Source organism: Microvirga calopogonii, assembly GCF_003347665.1.
GTDB classification, from domain to species: Bacteria; Pseudomonadota; Alphaproteobacteria; order Rhizobiales; family Beijerinckiaceae; genus Microvirga; species Microvirga calopogonii.
The window spans coordinates 1-16,438 of record NZ_QDGA01000044.1 but is presented as its reverse complement, the minus strand read 5'-3'; the positions used below and the strand labels follow the sequence as shown (position 1 = coordinate 16,438).

10 protein-coding genes are annotated in these 16,438 nt (G+C 57.3%); 4 read left to right on the top strand and 6 right to left on the bottom strand.

What is annotated here, in order from left to right:
- Positions 1-47: 47 nt before the first annotated feature.
- Entirely contained in the window at positions 48-872 is an 825-nt protein-coding gene (locus tag DDF70_RS23300; RefSeq protein ID WP_162820602.1) for a hypothetical protein, read from the bottom strand.
- 225 nt (positions 873-1,097) lie between these two features.
- Here DDF70_RS23300 and DDF70_RS23295 point away from each other — a divergent pair, with 225 nt between their 5' ends.
- Complete coding sequence (locus DDF70_RS23295) at positions 1,098-1,499, top strand: hypothetical protein (RefSeq protein ID WP_114947204.1); 402 nt, start codon at positions 1,098-1,100, stop codon at positions 1,497-1,499.
- A gap of 56 nt (positions 1,500-1,555) precedes the next feature.
- Here the strand turns inward: DDF70_RS23295 and DDF70_RS23290 are convergent, their stop codons facing one another.
- Positions 1,556-3,910, bottom strand: coding sequence for a type IA DNA topoisomerase (locus DDF70_RS23290; protein ID WP_114947203.1), 2,355 nt, complete (start codon positions 3,908-3,910; stop codon positions 1,556-1,558).
- A gap of 272 nt (positions 3,911-4,182) precedes the next feature.
- On the opposite strand from DDF70_RS23290, the gene DDF70_RS23285 reads away from it, so the two are divergent.
- Positions 4,183-5,568 (top strand): hypothetical protein, encoded by a 1,386-nt coding sequence (locus DDF70_RS23285; RefSeq protein WP_162820601.1) that lies wholly within the window; start codon positions 4,183-4,185, stop codon positions 5,566-5,568.
- Positions 5,565-6,668, top strand: coding sequence for a hypothetical protein (locus DDF70_RS23280; protein WP_114947201.1), 1,104 nt, complete (start codon positions 5,565-5,567; stop codon positions 6,666-6,668). Before DDF70_RS23285 ends, DDF70_RS23280 begins: the two co-directional genes overlap by 4 nt.
- A gap of 337 nt (positions 6,669-7,005) precedes the next feature.
- Here the strand turns inward: DDF70_RS23280 and DDF70_RS23270 are convergent, their stop codons facing one another.
- The 4 genes from DDF70_RS23270 to DDF70_RS23250 all read right to left on the bottom strand — a co-directional run bounded on the left by DDF70_RS23270 (position 7,006) and on the right by DDF70_RS23250 (position 15,235).
- Positions 7,006-10,437, bottom strand: coding sequence for a DNA polymerase III subunit alpha (locus DDF70_RS23270; RefSeq protein WP_114947199.1), 3,432 nt, complete (start codon positions 10,435-10,437; stop codon positions 7,006-7,008).
- Between the two features lie 6 nt (positions 10,438-10,443).
- A complete protein-coding gene (locus DDF70_RS23265) occupies positions 10,444-11,091 on the bottom strand; it encodes an exonuclease domain-containing protein (RefSeq protein WP_114947198.1) in 648 nt (215 codons plus the stop codon).
- Positions 11,092-11,693: 602 nt separating this feature from the next.
- Entirely contained in the window at positions 11,694-13,562 is a 1,869-nt protein-coding gene (locus tag DDF70_RS23255; RefSeq protein WP_114947196.1) for a VWA domain-containing protein, read from the bottom strand.
- An 11-nt stretch (positions 13,563-13,573) separates the two neighbouring features.
- Positions 13,574-15,235 carry an AAA family ATPase gene (locus tag DDF70_RS23250; protein WP_114947195.1) on the bottom strand — a complete coding sequence of 554 codons (1,662 nt, stop codon included), beginning with the start codon at positions 15,233-15,235 and terminating at the stop codon, positions 13,574-13,576.
- Positions 15,236-15,501: 266 nt separating this feature from the next.
- Here DDF70_RS23250 and DDF70_RS23245 point away from each other — a divergent pair, with 266 nt between their 5' ends.
- Positions 15,502-16,287: a hypothetical protein gene (locus DDF70_RS23245; protein WP_162820600.1), complete on the top strand. Its 786-nt coding sequence runs from the start codon at positions 15,502-15,504 to the stop codon at positions 16,285-16,287.
- Positions 16,288-16,438 lie beyond the last annotated feature (151 nt).

Below are 16,438 nucleotides of genomic sequence, written 5' to 3'. Positions count from 1 at the left end.
TATCTTTTTACCGCACAACAACTCGGTTTTTTGCGCTCCCGCTGCCATTATTCCTCGTTCCAATGGTTAACGGTGAGCGCGACGGCTGTAGCCGCGGCGAGGGTCAGCACAGGGTCGGCGAAGATCTGGTCTTGACGCTCGACGGTGGCATAGGCGTCAACCGCATAATCGTAGATCACATAGTCCCGGCCGCGTTCGGACGCTGCACTTGGGTTCTCTTGGGGATTTGACTGGCTTGCCACGTCTTTCAGGGTGATGAGGGTGTCCAGGAGCTCCATTTCGGTCAGTCCGCGCTCAAACCCGGCTTTGATGACGCTCATGCTCGCTTCATGGGAGAGCCGAAGAAGGGAATGCGACCAAGGGAGGGTTAAGCGGAACCCCCGTCCCGATGGGCGGATAGAGCAGCCGGCGCGAACGATGATCCCGGTGTCCGGGCTAAACCATTGGCATGGCCTGCAAATTGCAGCAAAGGCCAGGGCCTGAGCCGTGGCCGTTAGGTTCGGGTCGGCGATTGCCGCTACTCCGGCTTTCCGGACGCTGGGCCCCCACATCAGTTCCCGTAGGCCGGACATCGCGGCCGGTAGGTCGACAGCGAGGGCCTTATTGCCGGGAAGGCGCAGAGAGGAGAGGGCGAAGTGGGTGCGCTCAAGAACGCCGTCCGTGTCGTCGGCTGCCAACAATGCGGACCGCGCATGGCGCATGATTTGCGTTTGGGCCGCGCCGGAGACCTTGCTTTCGTCGGTCAGCGCCACGGCCGCGTAGAGGTACCGCATATCAAGAACGTCGTTCTCGTCTTGAGCGGTTGCGCTGCGATTGACGAGGAGACTTAAGGACCTGGCTAGGATCTCGGCCGACGCGGCGCGCCCGCTCAAGAGAGCAGGCTCGTAGTTGCCATCCGAAGAGGAGCAGATCCCGCGATCATAAACGATCTCGAAGCTGGATCGCAGGAAAGGGGTATGGGAGGTCTCTCGAATCATGGCGTTTGTTCTGCTCTCTTTTGGCTCAGATACATGCCAATATCGCGCATTAGGGGTATCGCGCCATGCGTTTTAATGTGCTATTCCGAATTAAAGTTAGCTGCCGAAAGGAGGTTGTGAATGGCAGACGATCCTTTTGACGATGTCCAGGACCTGGTCCCGATCAGCGCCAAGGGCGATGAGGAGCCGGCGCCAGCTTGGGACGAGGCGGTCGCGGCAGAAGCACCCGATGTTGACGCGGACCAACTACCCCCTCCGGAAGGCTTTACGCCCAAGGAGATCCAAGCGTCGGTTTTCGGTTCCTCTGTCCAGATTTACACGAGCCGGAAAGACGAGAGGGACTACGATGGCCAAATTCGCGCTGTCAAAGATGCTGTGACGTTGTTTGCCATCTGCGGCAACAAGCAATTGATTTCGACGATCTTCGAAGAGGTCACGGCTGAACACTCTCATCCCTATGATGTGTTTGCCCGAGCGCAGATGGAAATTGAGGGCATGTTCACACTGCCCAGTGAGACCTAAAGAAAAGGCCGGGGTGAAACCCGGCCTTCTTCATTTTGGGAAGTGAGGTGCCTCGTCTATTTCTTGGCCCCCGCAAAGCGTTTCGCCGGAGCTGCTGTCCGGCTCTGGGCTCCACCTTTCCCCGATGCCGGCTTTCCCCCAGACCCGCCATTGGCAGCCTTCTTGGCGAAAGCTGCATCGAGAAACTTGCTCGCCGTGGTCTTCGACACCGCGTTCGGATAACCCTCAGGTGGGGTGGCGCCCTGGTCAACGAGCTTCTTGATCCAGGTCATCTGGCTGTCGCTTGCGGGTTCGGCACCACGCTTTTTCTCAGCTTCATCAACGAACTTTTTTAGCGCGGCGCGATCCTGCTTCATTGCCTCTGGCAACGGCGTGTTGGTGGCCTGGGCGAGCCTCTGTGCTTTGTCCAGGAGCCAATCGCCGCTTCCCTGCCCATTTTGGGGAGTTCCGTTGTGCTGGTCGATGAAGGCTTTGCAGGCTTTGAAACTTTTCGTGACCTCTCGGGGGAGGGGGATGTTCTTCCGGCCGGCGATGGTCTGCGCGAACTGAACCATGGCTTTGGTTGGAGGGGTTGCCACAGCTGCAGTGACTGACCCTTTCTTCTGTTTGATGCTCGGAATGAGATTGTAGGCAACCTTCGAGATTTCCTTGATCACCTGGTCAGCGCTTGCCTTGCCGCTGAGGATGTCATCAAGGCGGGCTTCCATACGAGCGGTTGCCCCGGGGTCGACGATTACAGGGGCGGCAGAGGCCAGGATCTGGAATAGCTGCATGCCGAGTTCGGTGGGAACCAGGTTCTTCTTCTGGACTGTAATCTGTCCCTGGAGCTTCAGGCCCTCGATGATGGTGTCGCGCGTAGCAGGAGTTCCAATCCCCTTGGCCTCCTTGAGGCGCTCCCGCTCGGCTGGATCATCGACGAACTTCCACGCGTCCTGCATGGCCTCGATAAGGCTGCCTTCGGTATACCGCGGCGGCGGCTTGGTCATCTTGACCTGGACTTCCGTCTCCCTTGCCTTCACGGGCTCGCCGTTCTTGAGCGGCGGGAGCTTGGTTTCTTCCTCGTCGTCGTCCGACTTATCCTCGAAGATCTCTTTCCATCCAGCAAAGACCGGTACCGAGCCGGTCACTGAGAAGGTGAACTTGCCGGGAGGCACTAGAGGCGCCTGTACGTCTACCCAAACCTTCGTCTGGTCGTAGATGTGTTGCTCGCCGATCGCTGCGAGGAAGGTCCGGGCAATCAGGTCGAAGAGACGTTTCTGGTCGGGATTGAGCTGGCCGACGGTTTTGGCGAAGCCGCCCGGGCAGTTGATGTTTGGAATGATGGCATGGTGGGAGATGCCCTCCAGTTGCTTGTCAGAGAAGACGCCGCTCTTGCCTTTCCGGATCACGGGAGCCTTGAGGGAGTAGGAGGCATAGTCCGTGACCTCCTTCAGCATCCCGAGGAGGGGAGCGGCCTGGGGGATCAGGCTTTCATTCAGGTAACGGGACTCAGACCGGGGATATGTGATGATTTTGAAGGTCTCATAGAGATCCTGAGCCGTGTCGAGGGTCTTCTTCGCCGTCCACCCCCATTGGGAGGCCCGCTTCTGGAGCGTCGGCAGGTCCATCGGCTTGGCAGGCGACCGCTCTTTGCGCTCGGTCTTCACATGGACCGGGCCGGAATAGGCTTTCGCAGCCTCCGCGATCTCGTCCGCCGTCCCTCGGATGAAAATCCGGTTCTCGTCAGAGGGCCGATAGAAGAGGTCCGCACTGCCGGACCCGCCCAGGACGTTCAGCCGAACCTCGAAATACTCTTTCGGCACGAAGTTTCGGATCTCGAGTTCCCGCCGGCAGAGGATACCAAGGGTAGGGCTGCGGACGCGCCCAATGCCAACCGGCTTCTTGCTGCCCTCGGGACGAAGGTTGTTCGTCGCAACCCGCGTCAGGGAGAGATTGTAAATCTGGTCCCCCTGCTGACGGGCGACGAAGGCATCGTACATGCCTTGATACTCTGAATTGGGCTTGAGCGACTTAAAGGCGGATTGCAGGGTTGTCGGATCCTGCGCCGTGAACATGGCTCGACGGACGCGGCCCCTGAACTTGAGGAACTCCAGGAGGCTCTGGCCGATGCCCTGGCCCTCACGGTCGCAGTCGGTGGCGATGATCACTTCGTCGGCGGACGATACAGCTCGCTTGATCTTCTCAAGGGCCTCCTTTTTGCCGCCGCCCTCGCCGGGCACATAGCCGTAGCGGCCGCCCTGAGGGTAGAGGAGGTCATCGGTCCATTTCTCCCAGGCCGGATTGACCTCGCCTGGGAGTTGCAGCCGGAGCAGGTGTCCTTGGGCAGCGAGAACCTGCCCGTAGGTGTTTCCAACCGCCGTGACGATGTCACGGGCTTGGGATGGTTTTTCGCAAATGACGATGGAGGGCATGAATCGTGTGTTCTGCTATCGTTCTGGAATTAACCGGTACCATGCTCGGGGTTTGTGGACGAGAGCATGGCTGTCGCAGATTACATTTAATTTCGTTCACACAACAGTTTATTTCGGCGGCAGGACCCGTAAGAGTGTGAGCGCCGTTTGCCTCTCGAGCAGAATGGCTCCGGACATGGCCGGATCTAACCCTTTTGAGCAACCACCCACAAACGATCAATAATTGTGAAAAGTACCTATCTCCCTCAATATTCATAACAGCCGGACGGAGCATGGAGCTCAAAACAATGGATCGGCGGGAGTTTATACGCAATGTGATCGCATCTGCGGCCACGTCCGGGTTGGTCGCCGTGCCTCTGGTTCCAGCACTAGGAACAAGGCCCGCTCAAGCCCAGTACGTTGAAGCGGTTGTTGCAGCTATCGGCGTGATTAAAATGATAGCTGACACAAGCCGGGGAGATGGTGGGCTCGGAGCCAGCCTTTCAGCTATAAACGGGAAACTAGATGTAGCTATTCAGCAACTTGCAGCGCTCCAAAAGTCGATAGAATTCATAATTGGTCAGATTGCGCAATTGCGTAAAGATATTTTTGACGCTCTCGGCCAACAGGCCGCATATGTGATTCACAACGAGGTCGTTACGGCGATACAACGAATAAAAGATATAATCCTAGAGGCACAAGTCCGAGGAGTGTCTCTCCAGGCAAACAATCCTGCTAGAGGCGATTTTGTTCCTCGTCTTGAGAAAGCATACGACTATTTCGATATTGCACGGGACAAACTGGTTAACTTACCTGAAGGTCGTTCGACGCTCCCCTCGTCCGTCTGTTCAGCATGCTTAGCAGTTGATTGTGCCGCCTTAGGCTGGGGCATCATTACAGACGTCAATCTAGCGATTTCAGTTAACCATCATATAGATTGGCTGACTGCAATGGCTGATCCTAAGCAACAGCACTCAGTGGCGGAGGCTATTAACACGGCCCGGGACAATGAGTCCCGCATTGTCGAAGCTGCACGAACGAAATTTGAAAAGGACCGCAATGCCGCGAGCTTCATAGCTTATAAGCTGCACTCAGCGTCCCCAGCCGATCTTTGCGTTGTGTATCGGATTGATGCAGAAAGTTATGGACAAGATGGGCGAGATTGGCTGAGGACCGGCGAAACCAAGTCCGTTCTGGCCGCCCGATTCACACGTGATGAAGTTGACAAAAGCGGCGCACTGTTCCTGAAAAACATCAAAGATGTCGATCATATCGTCGCACACCTAAAGCCAGACGGAACGCCCTGGTCCGTCTCCAGGAATATTGGCGAAATCGATCAAGCGAAATGTGTTCAGGTAAACCTTGAGTCCTACAAACTCGATTACACTCGGGTCCTTAGGATGGCTCAGTCCGCAAAAGCCGACGTAAGAGACTGGAAGGTCATTGGACCGATATTATTCCAGGATGTACGGACAACAAAAGGAATTCTATGGAAGGACCTGACGTCACCCAAAACTTGGCAGGAGGCGCAGTTGATCCTCGACCAAGTTAATGTAGAGCGATTGAATCAGGCCTATGCTGCTGCGTGCCTTTCGTTCGTGCTCGAACACCGAGCCCAGGCCCTCCGCATCCAGCAGAATCTTCCAAAAGTCTCCGAGAGTGACAGGAGACCACGATGAGTGAGCGCGGGAGACACACCAAGCACATTAGTGCGATGGTTCTAGGGGCGTTCGTTCTCTTTGACACAGTGCAGTTGAGTCTTGCCCAAGACGGATTGCAATTGACACCTCTCCAATCCGTCCCAAAGTTGCCCCCCAGTCCCCCTTCGACGATCAAGACATATACGAATATCGCAGAATTCTTGGCGCTTGGCCTCCCTCTGATCAACAATTTCGGAGTCGATATGAGGGTGAGCGCGGAATTAAAGAAGCTTGAACCAAAGATCTTGAATGACCTGAAGTACGCGGGAAGTGGAGGGGTGCTTGTGGTTGCGAGGGTTCAATCTACGCAAACCGATTCGGGGGAATATCGAAAACTAATAGGCAATCGCCTTGACTATGTAGGCATCGGCGCAACACCTGCCGAAGCCGAATTAAATCATACAGAGCATCCTGATCCCTTTTACGTTATCGAGAAGGGGCAAGTGGACGCTTCTGCGAGTCTGGCATACTGGTTCCGTAGTAGTCCGGACGGATCTATTGCAGTCGGTCACCAGCCCGTGGACCTGCTGACGAGAGACATGTTGGCTCTGTATGCGGAGAGGAATCTTGGTAATTTTGATTGGTCGGTTGCAAGAAGTCGCGAACTCGAGCGACTCATGGACGAATTTCGTACGAGGGTCGTGGAAGATGGCGTCAGATCAGAGATTGAGAAGCTGGCCTCGTCGAGGAGGGAGGCTCTGGTCGCGCTTGATCAAATTAACGCGAAACTAAACGAAGAGCTCGAACGAGCTAGAAAGTCTGCTGAGAGCATTGAGGTGCTAAACCTGCTGTATATGGGCGCGTCCTTTGCCAGCTTTGTGCAACGAGCATCCGAAGGGCTTTCAACAAATGACAAGGATGCAATTTTGCGGCAGACAACCCGAGAAGGTGTATTGTCGGAACTTGACGCAATAAATAAGCGTGCACGGGCCAATGAGAATCTCCTCAGAGAGGAAACACGAGTTAGGAGCAACACTTCGAACAACATAGAAACCCAAGCCATTACGATCTTGAGACAGTACAAGGTACCTGTCGACAATCTTCCACCTTCTAGGCAGCCGACAATCAGGCCGGAATAATATCAGGGTACCTGTTCAGCTTTTGTGGTCTGGCGGAAGTACACGAGCATATAACCGCAGCTAACCTTGGAGCCTCGAGTTGCCGTCGCCGGTTACCCTTGCCTGCTGCACACTTGGCAGACTCTCGAGAGCTGAGATGACGTCGTGTGAAATGCTGAGGCGTCTCACGTGAGTGTCAATCATTACGTCAGCTCCATTGGCGGGCACAATGAAAACCAAGCCGGACGATCCGGGAGGGCGAAGCGCCTTCTGCCGGATCACGTCGCGGATCTCAGCGAGACCCGCATCACCGCAGTTCTCGGAAAGACGAATCTCGATCTTCGACGGGTTCATAAATTTATCCTGTCATTTCTATCCCGATAACGCCTCTCATGGCTTTGATCGCTTCGAGGCTCATATCGTCTGTTTTGATAGTTAGGCTGGTCTCTTTGGGTGCGTTGTTCCCGATCGCTATGAAGAGGCGGGTGCCATTTGCACCCTGAGCCCTGAGTGCGGTGCGTGAGCGGATTTCCCCAAGGACTTGCACGGCGAGGGTCTGGTCCTGACACCGAACAACAGCTCCGTTTCCTGCCTTCTGCTGTTCGGCATTGGCAGGCGACCAGCGAGTGATCACAGGGTTGCCCTTAGACCAATCAATCTCAATAACGGCGATCAGCGGCTCCTTAGAAAGGATGGGCGGAACGACCTTACTTGAGAATCGAGCCCGCATGGCCGAGCAGGCGTCACCAACGTGAACCTCTGTAATCACCGTCCCATCGACATTGCGGTCCTGAATGCCGACAATCTCGACCAGAGCTTTCAGAGAGGTTTGGTCGAGTGAGATCTCCCGCATGGTGCGGCGGGCCGTCGTCAAGGACATAATCCCGTTCGTGCCGATCAGATCGGCATATATGTCGATGGGGTGGGCCGCAAACCTATAGCCGAAGGCTTTCTCCTCGCCGGCAATTGCATCTCCCACGGACAGCGGTTCGACCGCAAACTTGAGTGGCATCGGGGCAAAGCTGCCAAAAAGGTCGCCCTGGCTCACCCCGGCCGACTTTCGGCTCGCTGCCTGCTTGCGTAGGGGTTCGGTAGCGGAAAGGTGCTCTGCCCGAAGATTGATGCGGGCTTGATTGTCCTTCGGCGCCACATGCTTGTCGGTGTTCTGGGCGGGAAGGCGATCGAACGCTCCGGCGAGGATCAGGGTCAGGATGTCCGACTGCTTGACGATCCCGGACGTCCGGTCGATGAAATCCTCGAGAGATTTGAAGGGCCCAGACTCGCGGATGGCAACGATCTGAGCCGCCAGATCCCGCCCGAGGCCACTCAGAGCGCAGAGAGCATACCGGATGGCCTTGGACCCGTCCTGGCGCTTTTCGATCCGGAAGCTGGCGCCGGACACGTTGATATCGGGTGGCAGAACCGTGATGCCGATCTTCTTGGCCTCCTCCACGGTCCGCATGAGCTTTTCCACCTTGGTCACCTCCTGCTCCATGTTGGCAGCAAGGAACTCATGGGTGTAGTGGCGCTTGAGGTAAGCTGTGATCCAAGTCAGCAGCGCGTAAGCTGCGGCGTGGCTCTTGTTGAAGCCATAGGCCGCGAAGGGCAGAACGAAGTCATAGAGTTCGTTGGCGTCTTTCTCGGTTTCGCCCTGCTCGATGCACTTCTGGACGAAGATCGTCCGCTGCTTGGCAATCTCTTCGGGGACTTTCTTACCAATGGCTTTGCGGAGGACGTCGGCTTCAGCAAGGCTGTAACCGGCCACAATCCTAGCCATCTGCATGATTTGCTCTTGGTAGATGATGATCCCGTAGGTTTCGGCCAAGGTCTCAGCCAGTTTCGGATGGGGATAGGTGACCTTGGCGCGGCCGGCTTTGCGGGCTGCGTACTGCGGGATGTACTCCATCGGACCAGGGCGATAGAGGGCCACGAGGGCGATCAGATCCTCAAAGCGGGTCGGTTTGATTTCCCGTACCGCCTTGGTCATGCCAGGACTCTCGATCTGGAACACGCGAAGCGTCCAGCCGCGATTGAGCATGGTGAAGGTGGCTTCGTCCTCCCAGGGCAGAGCATAGGGATCGATTTCAACCCCATCGGCCTTGAGTAGCCGCCGGGTCTTCTCGATGATGGTGAGGGTTTCCAGCCCCAGGAAATCGAACTTGACGTGCCCGGTGGCCTCGGCCGCTCCCATTTCGAACTGAGCGACTTGGAGATCGCTCTTATCAGGCGGGTAAAGCGGACAAGTCTCCATCAGGGGCCGGTCGGCGATGATGATACCGGCGGCATGTTTCGTGGCATGCGTCACGGTCCCCTCAACCACCTGTGCGGCCTTGAAGGCTTCGGCGATCTCAGGCTGGGACAGCGCCCGCGCCACAGGCGGCAGTTCAGCCGCATCGGCGAGCGTTTGGGCATCATCGGGGATGAGCCGAACGAAGGACTCGACAGCGCCAGGGGCCAAGCCGCGAGAGGCTGCGGCTGCTCGAAAGGCCCCCTTGGCTGCCAGAGTGGCATAGGAGCCGATATGGGCGACGTGATCGGCTCCATAGCGATGGTGAACATAGTCGAGGACCTCGGGGCGCCGCGCTTTACAGAAGTCGACATCGAAGTCAGGCAGCGAAATACGCTCGGGATTGATGAAGCGTTCGAAGAACAGATCGAAGCGGATCGGGTCCAACTCTGTGATCGACAGAGACCACGCAACAAGGGATCCAGCGCCCGAGCCGCGCCCAGGCCCTACAGGGATGTTGTGCTGCTTGGACCAGGTGATGAAGTCCGACACGATGAGGAAGTAGCCGGAGAAGCCCAGACGGGTGATGTGGTCGAGCTCGAATTCCAGGCGGTCGAGGTAGGCTTGCTTCTTCTCCTCGATATAGGGGTTCTGGGCGATCCGGGCGGCAAGTCCCTCCCGAGCGCGCTGCTTGATCTGCTCAATCTCGTCCTCGGCGGTCAGGCCGGGCATGTGGGGGATGCGCGGTTGGCTGGATTGGACAAAGGCCTCCGATCGGGCGGCGATGGAATCGGCGTTCGTCAGGGCCTGCGGCACGTCGGCAAAGAGGGCCTCTAATTCCTCCGGCGTCTTGAAGATGACTGCCGCCGTGATGTTGCCTTTCTCGGCCAGAGCCTCGGCGACACCGATTTCCTTGCGTCGGGAGACGAAGTCGACGATCTCGAGAGCCTCGCGGTCGGCTGCGGACCCGTGGCGGATTTCGCTGGTGGCGACTACAGCTGGCTCTAAGCGGAGTTCGTTTAGAAGATCGAGGATACCGGCTTCCACCGGCTCCGGCCCCTGGCGCCGCTCAATCTCCACGGCATAGGTAACACCGCTGGCATCCAGGATTGAGAAGAGGTTCTGGACATAGGCAGGCGCGTTGCTTGACCGGGTGGCATTGGCCAGGAGGCCGTCTAGGGTCGGGCCAGTGAGGATGTAAATCGTGTCGGCCTGGCCCTGAACCAGAATCTCCAAAGGCAGCGGACCTGAATGGCAGTCTGAGGCCATCCTGTAGAGGTGCTTCAGTCCCGCGTCGTTGCGGGCATAGAGCGTCACCCATCCAGTGAGGGTGGTGTTGGCTTCCGCTCCCTGGATGCTGGCCTCGACCGAGAGACCAAGGACAGGTTTAATGTCGGCCTTCTTGGCGGCTTTGCAGAACTCATACGAGCCCGCCATCGAATTACGGTCGCAGAGGCCGACGGCATTCTGTCCAGCCGCCTTGGCGAGGCCGACAATAGCTTCCGGCGATAAACAAGACCGGCCGAAGGAGTAATAGGACTCGGTTTTAAGATTGTTCGGCATAAGTGATCACAAAAGCTTTGTGGTCCAACCGCGGACAGCCACGGCAGGTGAGGTCATCTTGGAGGCTGGCGAACCGGCGAACAGGTCATTCTGTGACTGCGGGTTTTCTTTCAAGGCGAGCATCTTGATCCAAACCTCGGCCAGAAGGGTGCAGTCCCTGATCGCATCGTGCTTCTTTGCCCGTTCAGGATCGAAGAGGTCCAGGCGTCCGGCCACAGCGTCGAGGTTCACCGTGCGGCCCGGCCAGATCAGCGAGGCGGTATCGATGGAGTCGATGATAGGGTTTGGAAGCGGGCGCAACCCGTCCCTTCCGCAGGCATCATTGAGAAAGCCCATATCGAAGGGAGCATTATGGAAAACCAAAGGAGCGTCGCCGATCAGATGGCGGAACTTTGGGTACACCTCCCTGAACAGGGGAGCATCCTGAACGGCCGTGTCATGGATTCCATGGGCCTGGAAGGAGCCATAGGAGATCCGCCGGCCTTCAGGATTGATGTAAGAGTGAAATGTCCGCCCGGTCCGGACGCGGTTAACGACTTCGACAGCCCCGAGTTCGATGATCCGGTCGCCGTCCTCGACACTTAGGCCCGTGGTCTCGGTATCAGCGATCCAGAAGCGTTCAACCGTCTGGTTCTTTGGGTCGGGTTCAGACATTGGCGGGCTCAACTATTGATTTTTATTGGGGTTTTTGCCCTCTAAAGGGGAGAGGGCAAAATCTGGATTGATAAATTTCGTGTCCCTTAGGCACCCATTGGGGCCGAGGGAGGGCACACTCGCTCGTCAGTGGCGGGGGATGCCTTTCGTTTGTTCTCACCCACTCGGATGATTTCACCGTCAGATGTGGAATTGTACCAGCCGGCGATGTGGTAAACCTTGCTGCCTCGATTGAGCTTGCCTTTGAAGCAGGGGCGCTTGGCGGCTTTGTCGGCCGCTGTCAGCGCGAACGTGAAAATGGCACCTTTGAGGACCTCTCCAGTCGGGCTCCTCCCCGAAACCGCGTGATAGCGCTTCTTATCTCTGGAGACCTTTTGCTGAGTTCGAACATCAAAGGTGACCCCATCGAGGACGATGGTTCCCAGGAGAGAGACGGAGTTCTGAGCGGTTTGCTCGTTGAGCGTCCCGGAGATTGCGAAGGTATGCTGGGAGGCCATTTGTGGTCCTTATTGCTGCAGCGACCCGGGAAGCACCCGTTCTCGAATCGCGAAATAAACTGCAGGTTTGCCGCGTTACCCCTCGCTTTTAATCGAAGGCGAGGGTCAGAGAAACCTGCGCACAGCCTCAAGGAGTTGGATTGGGAGCTCGCTCACATCATTTATGACGAGCCACCCGGGAATATTCATGGATGGAGCTTGCTGGCCGATCCCGATACCGATCAGGTGAATGCCACAGGAAATTGCGACGTGTGCTGCCTCTTCGGCGGCGATGGGATCGTTAGCCTCTCCATCGGTAATCAGGATGAGAACCTTCTTATCGTGCTTCAGCCGGTAGAGCTGGTGGGCGCCTTCGAGAATGGCCTCGGCCGTTGGTGTTCCGCCGTTCCTTCGCCGCAGGACTGACCCGAGTGCTGGCCGCATCGCCGACGGGGGTTCCCCGAATGCCTTGTGGCGAACGATCGTTGGATTGAGTTGGTCGTCCGTAGTATAACTGTCGATGCCAAGATCGATCTGCCGTTGGTGGCCGATGGCCTCAATCACAGCTCCCGCGGCTCTCAGGAGAACGTCGCGACGGCTCATTCTGACCTTAGGGTCCGTCTGACATCCGTTCGGCTGTTCCTCAGTCGTGAGCATTGATCTCGAGGCGTCGAGCGTCAACTGGACTGCGGCGCTTGTCCCGGTGCGTCGCTGAGTCCACCGAAAGATATCCGGATCACCCATAGCGATGCCCATGATGTTCTGATCGTCGAGTTCCCCCTCTAGCCGGTGGCGGCGGACTACCTTCCGCTGGCGGGAGATGAGCAGCGAACGGACAGCGGCGGACAACGTCTCAGCATCCCTGCTCGCGTTTTCCATGACGGAGCGGAACGCCTCGCCGTCCTCTGGTTGCCGGGATTCTGCAGCGATGATCAGGGGGCTGGAGAATGCTCTCCGGTAGTGGGTGGGCAGGCGCCCGGTGGCCTCGGCCCGTGCGACCGAAGCGTTGTAAGCCCGTACGTCGATCTGAGTTCGGGTGACGATCCTGGCAACCACATCGGAAATGTCGAGCAGAGGGAGGTCCAACTGGTCATCGTCATCGCTTTGCACAGCAGGGTGACCGCCGTTGCCGGAGAGGCCGGGATTGGCAGCGCTCCCGGACCCACCGTGGGCTGTGGAGCAGGCGGAGTTCTTTTCGCCAGATAGGCTGTCTCCAGATTGAGGCCCTGCCGGGTTAGGCGCACCGGTCCCGCTCTCCTGTTGGTAGTCTAACGGTCGGTGAGCTTGGGTTCGCTCGCGGGATAGGCGGATCAAAAGGTCGGAGAGGTGAAGGGCAACTGGATAGAGCTCAGGATTGCTCCTGCAGCGAGAAACCACGGGCCAGTAGTGGTCAACGATTTCAATAGCCTCCGAGTCCACATAGTCCCGCATGAATTCGATCGCGACTCTCGCGGTCGGGGCGCAGGGGTAGGCGTTGGCGATTGTACCGAACCAAGTGAGCGCCTGGTGCACGTTGGGGATCAGGCGAGGAGGAACGGACGGATCCCGTGCTTGGAGTTGATTGAGTTCCCGCGAGACGATGTGGTTGCGGGTGCAGCCTATGTTGACGTGAGAGCCGGGAAACTCCCTGGCTCCAATGGACTCGATCCTCCAGTCATCCAGACAATTCTCCGTCTTGAGCCATACTCGAAGGCGATGTTCCTGAGATTTGTCCATTTCGGCAGCGGGAAGCCCAATCACGCTCTCGATCCAAGGGAGGCGTTTAACCATAGTGCTATAGAGAGGATGGAACACTTCATGGTTTCCATATCCTCTCAGCACCTTGGCATCCGCATCACTGTACTCACTCTGCGGCCAGATCGCCGGCAGATTCACGTTCACGCCATCGGTGAAAGCTCGGCGGCCTCTGAAGGTTATGTTGAAACGGCGGTTTCCCATTGCCGACAGCGTTGAGGCAATCTCCCGGCGCAGGATGTATCCTGGGATGGTGGTCATGATGGTGCTGTCTAGAATAGGGCCGGAGGATTCCAGGACGGTCCGTAAATCTGATGAGCGAGCTCATAGATCGTCTTGGCGTCGGCCAGCGTCGGGGCCCGGGCATAAAGAATCCGCCGGACAGCCTCACACTCGTCTCCGTAGAACGTGGCGAGGTCTGCGGTCGCCTCCAGCTGGCGGAAGCTGCATGTTGTGCTGATCTCGCCTTTCTTGTAGGCGGCCCGGATCAGGTTCGCCACTTTGATGATGTTGGCGGCGGCAGAAGGGGCCTTGATGACACCTCGCTCTGTCAGGATCTCCGCCTCCTCATCGGGCGGCGCATAGTCCATATCTACCCAGACAGAGAAGCGGTCGCGGGTTGCTTCCGACATCTCATTGATCATCTGGTAGCGGTTTAGACTGTCAGCCCGACCCTTTGTGTTTGCAGTTGCCAGCAGTGCGACCTTCGGATGGGGAGGCACAAAGCGTCCCTCATCCTCCAAGATGGTGGTTCCTTCGCCCTCGTAGAGTTGGTGCGCAATGTACTGCAGATCCGGATCGGCGCGGTCGATCTCGTCCACGTCGATGACTGCGGGCTGGGAAATCGCCTGCGTGAGGAGTCCATCGAACCAGCGGGTCTCCGGTCCCTGGTGGGTGCTGATCTGCTTGAAGCCGCCCAGCATGTCACGTTTACCCATGTCACCGTGCATAGGGATCCGGTACCAGGGGCGCCGCAGCCTGCCCGCGATCTCTCTGGTCACCGTGGTTTTCCCACATCCTGGGGGCCCGGTGAGAACCGAGTTGTATCCGCGATCCATCGCCCAGAGGATGAGCCGAAGCTGCTCAATGTCGAACCGGTGGCTATGGTCCACATTTGGCACACGGGGGTGCTGGCCCGACCATTCGAAAACGGTAACGGGGAAATCCAGCTTGTCGGCATCGCCTGGGTGGCGTAACGCATCCGCGAAGAGTTCCGCGGCTTTGACCTGGTGCGGACGCCCTTCCGGGTAGCTGCCGTGAGCCGCAATAGTCTGGGCTGACGGCACAATCGCGGGTTTGGAGAGTGCAATCCGGTCGGCCTCGACGAGCTTGCTGAAGACGCTCTCGAGACTTCGGAACTTTCCGTTAGTGGCTCTCTCGATCAGACGGTCACCGCTCGAGAGAATTTCACGGTCGAGAGAGAGCCGGCCGACCGGCTCATAGTCGCCCGGCGGCGCCGAGCCCGGCCGAGGAGGCGCAACCGTCGTAACGAGGTCGGCAACTGGCTCCTGATGGGGTGCCTGGTGAGGCAGGGTAGCGTGGGATTGGGCCATGGCACTGACAGCGTCAGCGACTGCCCGATCGCTGGCGGACTTCATTCGCTCGCGAAGGCCCTCGATGTCGGCCATGTTTGCGGGGTCGGTCAGTTCCCTACAGAAACCGGTATGGCATTCCGAGGCAGGATCAAATCCAACTTGCGCCATCGCCTTGTGAACGAGGTTCCGAGCGGCGCTGATGGAATCGGATAGGATTGTCTGTGCCTGTTGGGGCCCAAGTGCCTCGGCCAAGATGCCACGGAACTGATCAGCAACTTCGTCCTGGCTGGGGAAGAACACGCCGCTGCGAGCTCGTGTGATCCGAAAGTAGGTCTTCTTGATGTAGAGACCGACCAAGAGGTTGATAAGGGAGGATTTTTGTTCGTCGATCTCGGACATTGGGGATTGCTTCAATGTGTAATTTCAAGAACACATTGGGATCAATTTGATATTTCTTTGGTTAGAAGGATGGTTTGCGGAGGGGCGGATACTCCGACCATTTGCTCCTACTCTTGCTTGTCAACACTGCTTTTGCCGGACTTCGCCAGCAGACTAGTCGGAAGAGTATGCCAAGACCTGGGGAAACCGCCTTTTGCTTCCTTCAATTCGAGCAGGTTATGCCTATGATTTAGCTCAGCTATTGATCCAAACGGGGCGCAAGGTTGTTGGAAGACGTCACCAAAGTCGAGGCACAGGGCGAGACCAAGCTTATCCTGCATAGGAAGAAGGAGCGGCCTGACAGCCTAAGCAGAACACATCTCCACATGCGCATGATCTCCCACGATGTCAGCACTCGAAACGCGGGCTATTTTGAAAGCGTAGTGCGTGACAAGGACGGCAATAAGTTGAAGGGCGTGACCCAAAAATGGCCTTACGTTGAGAAGACTCCAGGCAAAATTGAGTTTGAGGTCGACGAGCATACTCTCAACCGAAGGGTCGTGTGTCGCAATGTACAATGTGACAAGAAGATCTTCCCCTACGATGGTGGGATATTACGTCGAGAACTGCGTGAGATCGAAATAGCATTCTACCATTCTCCCGATTTGGAACGGGGAGGCGAAGTAATCATTTTACCAACGGACGAGAACATCGCAGCTATCTCTGTCCGGCTCAGCGGGGAGTTATTTGAATCACTCTTCAGTAACTTCTGGACTAACTCGGCTCCGGCAAGTGTCTATCTAACCCTCCACATGCCTTGCTTCGCATCTGGATTGGAAAGGTACGGCGTGATCCCGGGCGAGAAAGCCACTTTCGCCGAACTGGTGAGCATCGATGTAGACCAGAGCCTAGGTCGGGTCGGCGAGGAGCGGGCTGTTCCAGACATCTTCGGAAACGCGAAGCCGCGCGAAACATCCAAACACGCTGAAAAGATCCTGCTCACGTTGGATCGCCTTCAGTGGATCATCGGCATAGCGGCGGCATTCCTAATCATTAAGAGCTTTTCCCGGTGACGTGGGAACATCCGTGAAGGGAAGCCCCTCGCGCGGCCAATTCAGCATCACGCTACGCTAATAGTCAGGTGGGACCGGCGCAATCATTCTAGGTCGTGTGGACGGATTTGATCAGGATGAAGCTGAGAGCAAGCGCCACGAACGAGCCGTA